The organism is Intrasporangium oryzae NRRL B-24470 (genome assembly GCF_000576595.1).
Classification (GTDB): Bacteria; Actinomycetota; Actinomycetes; order Actinomycetales; family Dermatophilaceae; genus Intrasporangium_C; species Intrasporangium_C oryzae.
This window is the reverse complement of the sequence record NZ_AWSA01000036.1, coordinates 37,030-49,033: the sequence shown is the minus strand read 5'-3', so window position 1 is coordinate 49,033 and position 12,004 is coordinate 37,030. Positions and strand designations below refer to the sequence as shown.

At 71.7% G+C, this 12,004-nt stretch carries 9 protein-coding genes and 1 pseudogene; 7 read left to right on the top strand and 3 right to left on the bottom strand.

Going from position 1 to position 12,004, the window contains the following annotated elements; genetic code table 11:
* From N865_RS23060 to N865_RS15435, 3 genes and pseudogenes are all read left to right on the top strand, one after another.
* Nucleotides 1-275: pseudogene (locus N865_RS23060) on the top strand (NADH-quinone oxidoreductase subunit L); the annotation flags it as partial.
* Nucleotides 266-1,771, top strand: a complete 1,506-nt coding sequence (locus tag N865_RS15440) for a complex I subunit 4 family protein (protein ID WP_034807775.1) — start codon at nt 266-268, stop codon at nt 1,769-1,771. The pseudogene N865_RS23060 and the gene N865_RS15440, both read left to right, overlap by 10 nt.
* Nucleotides 1,768-3,318 (top strand): NADH-quinone oxidoreductase subunit N, encoded by a 1,551-nt coding sequence (locus N865_RS15435; protein ID WP_034807773.1) that lies wholly within the window; start codon nt 1,768-1,770, stop codon nt 3,316-3,318. The genes N865_RS15440 and N865_RS15435 overlap by 4 nt, the downstream gene beginning before the upstream one ends.
* Nucleotides 3,319-3,945: 627 nt before the next feature.
* On the opposite strand, the gene N865_RS15430 is transcribed toward N865_RS15435, so the two are convergent.
* On the bottom strand, nt 3,946-4,551 hold the full coding sequence (locus N865_RS15430; protein ID WP_051510694.1) for a hypothetical protein: 606 nt from the start codon (nt 4,549-4,551) through the stop codon (nt 3,946-3,948).
* 236 nt (nt 4,552-4,787) lie between these two features.
* On the opposite strand from N865_RS15430, the gene htpX reads away from it, so the two are divergent.
* The 3 genes from htpX to N865_RS15415 all read left to right on the top strand — a co-directional run bounded on the left by htpX (nt 4,788) and on the right by N865_RS15415 (nt 9,083).
* The gene (gene htpX / locus N865_RS15425; RefSeq protein WP_034807771.1) at nt 4,788-5,660 is read left to right on the top strand and encodes a zinc metalloprotease HtpX; all 873 of its coding nucleotides are present in this window, start codon (nt 4,788-4,790) and stop codon (nt 5,658-5,660) included.
* Between the two features lie 70 nt (nt 5,661-5,730).
* Entirely contained in the window at nt 5,731-8,241 is a 2,511-nt protein-coding gene (gene pepN, locus N865_RS15420) for an aminopeptidase N (RefSeq protein WP_034807768.1), read from the top strand.
* Between the two features lie 2 nt (nt 8,242-8,243).
* Complete coding sequence (locus N865_RS15415) at nt 8,244-9,083, top strand: hypothetical protein (protein WP_034807766.1); 840 nt, start codon at nt 8,244-8,246, stop codon at nt 9,081-9,083.
* 40 nt (nt 9,084-9,123) lie between these two features.
* Here the strand turns inward: N865_RS15415 and N865_RS21900 are convergent, their stop codons facing one another.
* A complete protein-coding gene (locus N865_RS21900; RefSeq protein ID WP_051510692.1) occupies nt 9,124-9,534 on the bottom strand; it encodes an ester cyclase in 411 nt (136 codons plus the stop codon).
* A gap of 297 nt (nt 9,535-9,831) precedes the next feature.
* Here N865_RS21900 and N865_RS15405 point away from each other — a divergent pair, with 297 nt between their 5' ends.
* On the top strand, nt 9,832-10,227 hold the full coding sequence (locus N865_RS15405) for an SHOCT domain-containing protein (RefSeq protein WP_034807763.1): 396 nt from the start codon (nt 9,832-9,834) through the stop codon (nt 10,225-10,227).
* A 109-nt stretch (nt 10,228-10,336) separates the two neighbouring features.
* Here the strand turns inward: N865_RS15405 and N865_RS15400 are convergent, their stop codons facing one another.
* Nucleotides 10,337-11,911 (bottom strand): SDR family NAD(P)-dependent oxidoreductase, encoded by a 1,575-nt coding sequence (locus N865_RS15400; RefSeq protein WP_084328281.1) that lies wholly within the window; start codon nt 11,909-11,911, stop codon nt 10,337-10,339.
* Nucleotides 11,912-12,004 lie beyond the last annotated feature (93 nt).

The following is a 12,004-nucleotide window of genomic DNA, read 5'->3' as shown; positions in this document are numbered from 1 at the left end:
GGGTCCCCGGCCGCGTGCGCGAGGGCGCGGTGCGCGGGTTCGGCGCCGACACGGCATACGCCTCGGTCGGCTCGGCCGTGACCGCGCTGGCCCGTCTCGTCGTCGCGCTCGACCGCGACGTCGTCGATGCCTACCCGCGGGCGACGGTCGTCGTCGCCCGCGGCCTCGGGCGGGCAGGGGAGCGCGGCCATCGCGCCGTCCCCTCGCTCGCCCTCGTCGGACTCCTCGTCGGCGTCATCGCCGTCGCCGTCCTGGGGGTGACCGCGTGGCGCTGACCGCACTGCTCCTCGTCCCACTGCTCGCCGCGGTGCTGCTCCTCGCCCTGCCGAGCGCGCCGGCCACGGCCGTCGAGCGCTGGGTCGCCCTGGTCGCGTCCGGCGTCGCCGCGGTCCTGTCCGTCTACGTCGTCGCCACCCGTCCCGTCGTCGACGCCCCGTGGATCCGCTCGCTCGGGATCCGGTGGCACTTCGAGGTCGACGGCATCTCCGCCGCTCTCGTCCTGCTCACCGGGCTGCTGACGCTCGCCGTCGTCGCCCATGCCCTCGCCGGGCCCGAGCCGACGGGCGGTTCCCGCTCGACGTACCTCGGCTGCATCCTCCTCGTGGAGACCGGCGCCCTGGCGACGTTCCTCGCCCGCGACGCGATCCTCTTCTTCATCGCCTTCGAGGTCGTCCTCGTGCCGATGTGGGTGCTCATCCGCCGCTTCGGCGACGACCACGTCGCCGACGAGACCCGCGGCGACGCAGCCGGTCGGTTCGTCCTCTTCACGGTCCTCGGCTCGACGCTCATGCTCGTCGGCATCCTCTTCCTCGTCTACCACCAGGGCACGTCCGACCTCACGGTCTTGGCGACGCGGCACGGTGACGGGCTCTCGCGCGGGCTCGAGATCGCGATCGCCGGACTGCTCCTCGCCGGGCTCGGGATCAAGGTCCCGATCTGGCCGGTCCACACCTGGCTGCCGTCCGCGCACACCATCGCTCCCACCGCTGGCTCGGTCCTGCTCGCGGCGGTCCTGCTCAAGATGGGCACCTACGGCATCGTCCGCCTCGCAGTCGCCTCCGTCCCGCAGGGCGTCGCAGCCCTGAGCCCGGTGCTCGCGGTCCTCGGAGTCGTCGGCATCCTCTGGGGAGGCCTCGCCTGTCTCGTGGAGCGCGACCTCAAGCGGCTCATCGCGTACAGCTCGGTCGCCCACATGGGGTTCGTGGTCCTCGCCCTCGCCTCGGGCACCCACACGGGGCTGCAGGCGGCCCTCCTCGGCAACGTCGCCCACGGCATCGTCGCGGCGCTGCTCTTCTTCCTCGTCGGAGACCTCAAGGAGCAGTGGGGCTCGGCCGACCTGCGCATCGCGCGCCTCGCCCTGCGCGACACGGCCTCCCGCTACGGGTTCGCGCTCGTCGTCGGCCTCGGGGCGATGCTCGGCCTGCCCGGGCTCGTCAGCTTCTGGGGGGAGTTCCTCAGCCTGTATGCCGCCTGGTCCCCGGCGCCGGGCCGCCCGGTCGCGCTCATGCGGGGCTGCGTCGTCCTCGGCGCCGTCGGCCTCGCCATCGCGGCCGGCTACGCCCTCCGGGTCGCGCGGATCGTCTGGGCGGGAGAGGGCAGCGACCAGGCCGCCGGCGACGGTGCCACACCGGTGCGCGACGCCCACGGCGTCCGCTGGGTCGTCGTGGGCGCGCTCCTCCTCGCGATCGTGACGTTCGGGATCGCGCCGCACCTGCTCCTGCGCGTCTCCGACCTCGACGCGGCCGCCTTGCTCTCGGGGGTCCTCCGATGAAGAACCTCACGATCGACGTCGTCGCCCTGCTGCCCGCGCTCCTCCCGATCGGGGCCGTCATCGTCGTTCTCGTCGTCGACCTCGTCACCCCGCGCCTGCGCGCGGTGCCGTGGGGGATCGCCGCGGCGGCCGCGCTCGGTGTCGTCGCCACCGCCGGCCTCTCCCTCGTCCGTGCCGACTCGAACGGCGGCGGAGGCGCGACGCTCTGCCTCACCGGGCAGCCGGGCGGGGGCGCCACGACCGACCGGCTTCCCGACCTCCAGGGGCTCCCCGCCACGTGCTTCTGGCACGCCGACGCGCTCGGCTCGACGCTCCAGCTCGCAGCCGGTCTCGCCGCCCTGGTCTGCATCGGGCTGGCCTGGCCCCGCTCCGGGGCGCGCATGCCGGGTGCGACGCAGGCGCCCGTCGAGGCCGTCCTGCTCCTGACCGCGCTCTCCGGCACGGTCGTCGTCGCCGCGAGCCGCGACCTCGGGACGTGGCTCATCGCCCTCGAGCTCGCGACGCTGCCCGTCATCGCCCTCGTGGCCCTGTCCGGCCGCCGAGCCGCTGTGGCCGGCGCCGTCCAGCTTCTCGTGACCTCGCTCGTGTCCTTCGCCCTGCTCGCGCTGGGGGCCGCGCTCTGGTTCACCGCCACGGGCAGCCCGTTCCTCACCCCCGACGCTGCCGTCAGCCCCGGTGGCGGCCAGGTGACCTACTCGTCGGTGACGGCGGGGCTCATCTCCCTGTCCGTCGTGCTCATCCTCGCGGGCATCGGCTTCAAGCTCTCGCTCGTCCCCTTCCACGCGTGGACCCCGACCGCGTATGCCGGCTCGTCGACGGCCGTCGCCACCTTCCTCGCGACGGTCTCGAAGATCGCCGCCCTGGCGGCCCTGCTCGTCGTGGTCCGGGCCGTCGCCGCGCTCGGCGCCCCGGCGCTCGTCGCCGTCGGGCTCCTCGCGGCCCTCAGCATGACCCTCGGCAACCTCATGGCGCTGCGCCAGGACGACGTCATCCGGCTGCTCGCCTGGTCGACCGTCGCCCAGGCGGGCTGGGTCGTCATGCCGCTCGTCAGCGTGTCGACGCTCGGTGCGACTTCGTCGGCGACCTACCTGCTCACCTACGTCGTGGCGACCCTCGTCGCCTTCGCCGTCGTCGCGCTGACCGTGCGAGAGAGTGCTGCCAGTGGGCGCAGCCTCGCGGCCTACGAGGGACTCTGGCACCGCAGCCGGTGGCGCGCCGGTGCCCTCGCGATCGCGCTGACGTCGCTCGCCGGCCTGCCCCCGGGCGTCATCGGCCTCGTCGGCAAGGTCGTCGCCCTGCGTCCCGTGGTCGTCGAGGGCTGGGTCTGGCTCGCCGTCATCGCCGCGGTCAACGCCGTCCTCGGCGTCGCCGTCTACCTGCGCTGGCTCCGGCCCGTCGTCACGGTGACCCGGACGAGCGACCAGCCGGTCGCCGCGACCGCAGGTCCTGGCCACCGGCCGGCGATCGTGGCCGTCCTCGCGCTCGCGGCCGCGGTCCTGGTCGTTCTCAGCATCCAGCCGGACCTGCTGCTGCGCCTGCTGGGCTGAGACCGCAGCGCCCCGGCGATCCGCGACCCGCGACCCGCGCTGGTCGTCCTGGTCTTCCCCGCCCGGGCGGAGTTGTTGTGGTCGTTCCTGGGGTCGGGACCGGATCTTCTTCGCCGGGGCGGAGTTGTTGTGCTGCTGAGGCGCCCGGGACCGGATCTTCCCCGCCCGGGCGGACTTGTTGTGGTCGTCCTGGGGCGGGGACCGGATCTTCTTCGCCGGGGCGGAGTTGTTGTGGTCGTTCCTGGGGTCGGGACCGCATCTCCCCCGCCGGGGCGGAGTTGTCGGGGTGCTGAGGCGCCCGGGACCGGATCTTCTTCGCCGGGGCGGAGGTGTCGGGGTGCTGAGGCGCCCGGGACCGGATCTTCCCCGCCCGGGCGGAGTTGTTGTGGTGCTGAGGCGCCCGGGACCGGATCTTCTTCGCCGGGGCGGAGGTGTCGGGCTGCTGAGGCGCCCGGGACCGGGTCTTCTTCGCCGGGGCGGACTTGTTATGGTGCTGAGGCGCCCGGGACCGCGACCCGACCACAGCGGGTGGGCGGCTGTGCGCGGACCGGGCTGAGCGGCATACGCGCCCCCGGACATGGGACTGGCCACCCGGGGGACTCGGGTGGCCAGTTTCCGTGAGAGCGGTCAGGTCGTGACCGGTTCGGGCGTCGGGGTGGCGGTCGCCTCCGGCGTCGTGGTGCCCTCGTCCAGGTGCCGAGCGTGGTTGAGACCGGCGACGGCGAGGATGGTGAGGATGACCGCGCCGACGAAGGCGACGATGGCGCCGATGCCGGCGATCTTGCCCATGGTGGCGAAGGCGTAGCCGTAGAGGAGCAGGCCGCGGAGCGTGCTGCCCATGAAGAGCGTCTGGCGCAGCTCACCGAGCTTGGCGACCTGGGCCTGGTCCGCGTTCGGGTCGGCGGCGAGCTTCAGGTACGCGCCCGAGACCTCGGAGTAGGACTTGCCACCGCTCGCCTCGTTCATGTGGGCGAGGATGAAGTGGTCGGCGTAGGCCTTGGCCTGGTCACCGGTCGTCATCTGCTGGCCGGAGTACTGCGCCAGGTTGTCCTTCATGTCCTGCGTGGTCAGCGCCGCCGCGGCGGGCATCGTGATCTTCTGGGCCTGGAGCTGCTCGGTGACGTTGTTGTTGACGAAGGTGGCCGCCCACATCAGCAATCCGCCCGCCACGAGAAGGACCCCCGCCATGATGAGGCCGGTCCAGGAGATCAACTTGTCGAATGACTTGCGCATCGCTTTCTCCTTGTTCAGAGGTGGGTGTCGGTGTTCCCAACACCTCGAAACTACTACTACTTGTAGTAGTTGAAATGGGTGTGAGGTGAAGTCGCCGCGAGATCCGCGTCACAGCCCCTCCACAGGCCAGCCGGACCCGCGCCACAGCAGCCGGGCGCTCCAGGGCCACGCTTCGTCCAGAGCGGGTGCTGGGAAGCCGCTGGGAACACCCCTTCACCGCTGCTCGTTCAACCGGCATGCACAACCACTTCAACGGGCTCAAGACGGCTGCCCTCTTCGGCGGCATCTGGGCCCTGCTCCTCGCGGTCGGCGCCCTCGTCGGCGGCGGCCGCTTCATCTGGGTCTTCGCGCTCTTCGGCGTCGTGATGACCTTCTTCGGCTACTGGAACAGCGACAAGCTCGCCATCCGGGCCATGCACGCCTACCCGGTGTCCGAGGCCCAGGCGCCGGTGATGTACCGCATCGTCCGCGAGCTCTCGACCCGAGCCGGCAAGCCGATGCCGCGCCTCTACATCTCGCCGACCCAGGCGCCCAACGCCTTCGCCACGGGCCGCAACCCCAGGAACGCCGCAGTCTGCTGCACGGAGGGCATCCTCCAGCTCCTCGACGAGCGTGAGCTGCGCGGGGTCCTCGGGCACGAGCTGATGCACGTCTACAACCGAGACATCCTCACGAGCTCGGTTGCCGCGGCCCTCGCCGGCGTCATCACCTCGATCGGTCAGATGCTCATGTTCGCCGGCATGTTCGGCGGCGGCTCCGACGAGGACCGGCCCAACCCGATCGCCCTGCTCGCCATGAGCTTCCTCGCGCCGCTCGCCGCGATGATGATCCAGATGGCGATCAGCCGCACCCGCGAGTACGACGCCGACGAGGACGGCGCCACGCTCACCGGCGACCCGCTCGCCCTCGCGTCAGCGCTGCGCAAGCTCGAGTCCGGCGTCGCCCGCGCCCCGCTCGCCCCGCAGCAGGACATCGTCAACGCGAGCCACATGATGATCGCGAGCCCGTTCCGCGCCCAGGACGTCTCGCGCTTCCTCTCGACGCACCCGCCGATGGACCAGCGCATCTCGCGGCTCGAGCAGATGGCGGGCGGCCCGCTCCACCGCTGAGCCGGGCACCCGCCGGATCGGGCGGACCACTCTGCAGCGGCGAGCCTGCCCATCTGGCAGGCTCGCCCTCATGCGTAGTCTCACCTTGGCCGAAGCCCGCGAGCGCTCGGAGCTGCTCACCGTCACCTCGTATGCCGTCGAGCTCGACCTCGACCAAGGTGCCGAGGTCTTCGGCTCGGTGGCCACGGTCCGGTTCACGTGCCACCGTCCCGGCGAGCCCAGCTGGGTCGACCTCAAGGCCCGCTCGGTCGCGTCGATCACGCTCAACGGACGCGACCTCGACCCCGCCGCCGTCGTCGAGGGGCGGCTCCCGCTGCCTGACCTGGCCGCCGACAACGAGCTCACCGTCGTCGCGACCATGGCCTACAGCCACGACGGCCAGGGGCTGCACCGGGCGACGGACCCCGCCGACCAGCGTGACTACGTCTACGGGCACCTCTTCCTCGACGCCGCACCGAGCGTCTTCGTCTGCTTCGACCAGCCCGACCTCAAGGCCCCCTACGACGTCACGGTCAACGCCCCGGCGGACTGGGTCGTCATCGGCAACGGCGCGGCCACGCAGACCGCCCCGGGCCGCTGGACCCTCGCCACGACGCGGCCACTCGCCACCTACTTCGTGACGGTGTGCGCCGGGCCGTACGTCTCCGTGCGGAGCGAGCACGACGGCATACCGCTCGGCATCCACGCCCGCGCCTCGCTGAAGGAGCCGCTCGAGCGTCACGCTGCCGAGCTCTTCGACGTGACCCGGCGCTCGTTCGACTACTTCCACGGCCTCTTCGGCATCCGCTACCCCTTCGGGGAGTACCACCAGGTCTTCGTGCCCGAGTTCAACGCCGGCGCGATGGAGAACCCGGGATGCGTCACCTTCCGCGACCAGTACCTCTTCCGGGGGGCGGCGACGCGCGACGAGCTGCTGAGCCGGGCCAACACCGTCTCGCACGAGATGGCCCACATGTGGTTCGGCGACCTCGTGACGATGAAGTGGTGGGACGACCTCTGGCTCAACGAGTCGTTCGCCGAATACATGTCGCACCGGTGCCTCGTCGACGCCACCGACTACACCGACGCCTGGGTCGACTCCTCGATCGTACGCAAGGTGTGGGGATACGGCGCCGAGCGGTCGCCGTCGACCCACCCGATCGCGGGCGTCGAGGCACTCGACGCGCAGAGCGCCCTGCAGAACTTCGACGGCATCGCCTACGCCAAGGGCGCGGCGGCCCTGCGCCAGCTCATCGCCTACGTCGGCGACGACCGGTTCGTCGCCGGGGTCCGGGCCTACCTCAGCGAGAAGTCCTACGCCAACGGCACGCTCGCCGACTTCCTCGCCGCGATCGAGCAGGCGAGCGGCAAGGACCTCGCAGCCTGGTCGCAGGGCTGGCTCCTCACCGCCGACCGCGACGCGATCTCCGTCGAGCTGACGACCGACGGTGAGGCTCCCGGCGCCCACGTCACGGCTGCCGCGATCCGCCGCGGGGTGCCGTCGGCCCACCCTGCGGACCGGCCGCACGCCCTCGACGTGGCCGGCTGGACCGACGGTGCCGAGGTCTTCCGCGCGTCGACGACCCTGACCGGCCCGGAGGCCACCCTCGACGGCCTGCGCGGGAAGCCCGTGCCCGCCGTCGTCGTGCCCAACGCCTCAGACCTGACGTGGGCCCGGGTCACCCTGTCCGAGAGCACGATCCACGCACTCCCCGTCCAGCTCTCGCAGATCCCCGACCCGCAGGCGCGAGCCGTCGTCTGGTCGTCCCTGCTCGACGCGGTCCACGGGGCCGCGGTCGCGCCGGCGACCTTCCTGCACGTGTTCGAGTGCGTGTGGCCGTCCGAGACCAACTCGTCGATCCTCACCCGGATGGCCGCCTACGCGGAGCACCGCATCGTGCCCTTCTTCGTGCCTCGCGCCCAGCAGTCGCGCGCCCTCGAGCGGCTCGCATCGAGCGCTCGCGCCCTCCTCGACACGGCGACTCCCGGCTCGACGGAGTCGCTCGCCGCCGCGCGGCTGCTCGCGGGCGCCAACGACGACGAGGGGCTGCTCCGCTCGTGGGCGGAGGGCGAGGGCCTGCCGCTCGGTCTCGAGGACGACGGTGACTTCCGCTGGATCGTCGTCGGCAACCTCGCGACCCGCGGCTTCATCGGTGCCGAGGAGGTCGAGGGCTACCGCCTCAAGGACGAGACGCTCCAGGGCTCGCTCAACGCGCTCATGTGCCGGGCCAGCCTGCCCGACGCGGAGCAGAAGGCGTGGGCCTGGGACCAGCTCACCGGACGTCACGACCGGTCCAACTACGAGATGGTCCACCTGGCCCGGGGGTTCTGGTCCGCCCCCGAGGACGCCCTCGTCGAGGCCTATGTCGAGCGCTACTTCACCGAGGTCCCCGAGATGTCCGGCTGGGTCGGCGAGGACGCCCTGTCGCGCGTCGTGCGGGTCGCCTTCCCGCGGGTGTTCACCGACGAGACGGCGCGCCTCAGCGCTGCGACGCTCACGCGCGACGACCTCACGCCGGCCGTCCGCCGGTCCCTCGTCGACGCCGACTCCGAGCTGCGCGAGGCCCTCGCGTCCCGGCGCGCCTACTACCCCGAGGCGTGACGGTGGCGACCCCGACCCGGGACGAGCTGCCCGAGATCGTCCGAACGGTCTGCGACACGCATGCCGCCCTCGTCGACGACGCGCTGCCGGGCCTGCTCGACGGTCTCTACCTCCACGGCTCCATCGGGTTCGACGGCGAGTTCCACGCGGGCAGCGACATCGACTTCGTCGCGACGGTCACCCGCCGCCCCACCGACGTCGACATCGAGGCGCTGCGCCACGTCCACGCCGAGCTGGGCAAGCGGTGGCCGTCACCGGCCTACGACGGCTTCTACGTCCTCGAGAGCGACCTCGCCGGGCGTCCGGCCGACGTCCCGGAGGGGCCCGGCGTGCTGCACGAGTGGTTCGACGTCGGCCACCACGGCGACGTCAAGGAGATCACGTGGCGTGAGCTGCGCGACCACGGAGTCACCCTGCGAGGCAGGCCGCTTCGCGACATCGAGATCCACAGCGACGATGCCGCCCTCCACGCGGCGACCCGCGACAACCTCGACACGTACTGGCGCGCCCAGCTCGAGGCGATGGAGCATCACCCTCGCGAGGCCTCGCTGCCGCAGGCCGCAGAGTGGGGTGCTCTCGGGGCGCCGCGCCTGCACCACCTGCTCGTCACCGGACGACCCACGTCCAAGTCGGGCGGCGGACGGTGGGTGCTCGAGGCGTTCCCGCACCGCCGCGAGATCGCGGAGGAGGCCCTCCGCGTGCGCGAGCGTCCCGACGAGCCGTCGACGTATGCCGCTGACCCCGACCGGCGCCGACGTGACCTCATCGCCCTGATGAGTGAGGTCATCGCCGACGGCGTCACCCGCGGTTCGATGCCTTCAGCGGCCGCATCCGACCGCTGACACATCGCACCCCGTGCTCGGGTGGTCGGGGGTGGGTGCCTCAGACTCGCCCGAGCTGGTGGAGCAGGGCGATGTTGTCGTTGAGGATCCACCGCTCGACGGTCAGGCCCTCGTCGTTGAACCGCCTGAAGTTCATCGCATCCCAGCGCAGGCGCCGACCGGTCGGGGGCACGCCCTGGAGCACTCCCCGGTGGGTTCCGGTGTACGTGAGCCGCGCCGCCGACGTGTCGTTCTCGACGATGAGCGTGTGCACCTCCGCCTTGAAGTCCGGCAGGGCAGCACGCATCGCCGTGAGGAACTCGCGGTGTCCTGCGACGGTCGGTGGCAGGTGCTCCGGGAGCCCGTGGATGACCGCGTACGGCGCATAGCTCGCGAGGTAGCGGTCGAGGTCGCCCGCGTTGAAGGCATCGACCGCGTCCAGGGTGTTGCGACGGTTCAGTTCGGCGTCCACGTCTCCAGTGTGGCCCCGCCACGCAGCGACCGGGCCGGTTACGACGGACTGTGCTCAGCGGCATACGGCCTCATCGGGAAGCGGGGCGGCCCGTCCGGGCGCTCGAGCACGTCACACGTCCCCGGACGGGCTGAATTTCGTCTCTTCTCATCCTTTGTGGGCGATGTCGACCGGTATTCCGTGCGGGCAGGGTGGGCTTTGTCGGGCCTGATGTCAGGCCTCGGAAGAGCGTCCGCAGGCGCCGGTCCCCGCACAGCGACGGGCCGGAGGACGGCGGACACAAGTGAAGGAGTGGCAATGAACGACATCACCACCAACTTCTGGGACGTCCTTCTGTGGAGCTTCTGGTTCTTCATCTGGATCGCCGCGATCATGGTGTGGTTCCGCTGCGTGTTCGACATGTTCAGCGACCGGACGCTCAGTGGTTGGGCCAAGGCCGGGTGGGCACTCGTGCTGATCTTCCTGCCCTGGCTCGGCGCGCTCATCTACCTCATCGTCCGGGGCAAGAGCATGGGCGAGCGGCAGATGGCGTCGATGGCCCAGCAGCAGAAGGCCCAGGCGGAGTACATCCAGCAGGTCGCCGGCTCGGGCGCGTCGCCGGCCTCCCAGATCTCCGACGCGAAGGCGCTGCTCGACTCGGGCGCCATCAGCCAGTCCGAGTTCGACGCCCTCAAGGCCAAGGCCTTGGCCTGACCGCGTGACCGCAAGACCGTCGGCCCGAATCCGGTTCGCCCGGAGCTGAGCCCGGCGGCATACGGGTTCGTCGTATGCCGCCGGGCTCAGCCGCGCTCGGACCGCGCGGTCACCAGGGGCTGGGCTGGTAGTCCTTGACGAAGCAGCCGTGGAGGTCCTCGCCGGCCTCCCCGCGCACGATCGGGTCGTAGACGCGGGCCGCGCCGTCGACGAGGTCGAGCGGGGCGTGCCAGCCCTCGGCGGCGATCCGCAGCTTCTCGTCGTGCGGCCGCTCGTCGGTGATCCAGCCCGTGTCGACGGCCGTCATGAGGATGCCGTCGGTCTCGAGCATCTCTGCGGCGCTCGTGCGGGTCAGCATGTTGAGCGCCGCCTTTGCCATGTTCGTGTGCGGGTGGCCCGGACCCTTGTACCGCCGGGAGAACTGGCCTTCCATCGCCGAGACGTTGACGACGTACTTCCGGCGAGCCGTCGAGGCGCGCATCGCCGGCCGCAGCCGGGAGATGAGGATGAAGGGAGCCGTCGCGTTGCAGAGCTGGACCTCGAGCATCTCGAGCGGGTCCACCTCGTCGACCTTCTGGGTCCACGAGTTGACCCGCTGGAGGTCGGGCAGGAGGCCGCCGGCGTCGACGGCTGTCCCGGCGAGGTGCGCCTCGAGGCTCGCGTGGCCCGCCGAGAGGGCGAGCGCCGTCATGCTTGCGGCGTTCTGGGCGGCGATGGCGTGCTCGACGGACTCGCCGTCGTGGTGCGCGACGGCATGGTCCCTCAGGGCCCCGGCGATGGCGGCGGGGTGCGCCTCGCTGATGCGGTCGAAGGTGACCATCTCCGGCAGCGCGATCCCGTCAGGGAGCGGCGCCGACTCCATCTCGACGAGGTTGCTGTAGGCGCCCGGCGAGCGGCGCACGGTCTGGGCCGCGTTGTTGATGAGGATGTCGAGCGGGCCGGCGGCCGCCACCTCGTCGGCGAGCGCGACGACCTGAGTCGGGTCGCGCAGGTCGATCCCGACGATCTTGAGCCGGTGGATCCAGTCGCCGCTGTCCTCCATCGCGGCGAACCGGCGCATCGCGTCCTTGGGGAAGCGGGTCGTGATCGTCGTGTGGGCGCCGTCGCGGAGCAGGCGCAGGGCGATGTACATCCCGATCTTGGCGCGGCCTCCCGTGAGCAGGGCGCGCCGGCCGGTGAGGTCGGTGCGCTGGTCCCGCTTGGCGTGCGAGGTCGCCGCGCAGGAGGGGCAGAGCCAGTGGTAGAAGGCGTCGACGAGCGTGTAGTCCGTCTTGCAGATGTAGCAGCCTCGCGGGTTGACCAGCTCGCCGGCGAACGCGCCCCTCGCGCTGGAGACGAGGGGGATGCCGCGCGTCTCGTCATCGATCCGCATCGGCGACCCGGTCGCCGTCGACTCGATGACCTGGCGGTCGGCCTTGCGCTCGGCCCACGTCTTTGCGTTGCGCCGGTCCTTCTTGAGCCGCTTGTACATCAGGGACGCCGCCCGTTTGAGCGTCTCGAAGTCGGGGTCGTCGAGGTCGAGCGAGGGGGCGAGGGCGAGCACCCGGACGGCGGTCGCGACGTCCTCGGGGTCGAGCCGCGGCGCCGGCGGGGCGCTGCCATCGGCGCTCGCGGGGGGCCCCTCAGCCGGCGCCGTGGTGACGGCGCCGTCGGCGGTCGGGTGGGTGCTCTCGTCCGGGTTCACCGGAGCATCCTAGGTCGGACCTGCGCAAACGACGTGATCCCGGAAGCGGGAGGCTCCGGGATCACGTCGTCGCGCCGGGGGGAACGCGAGGGG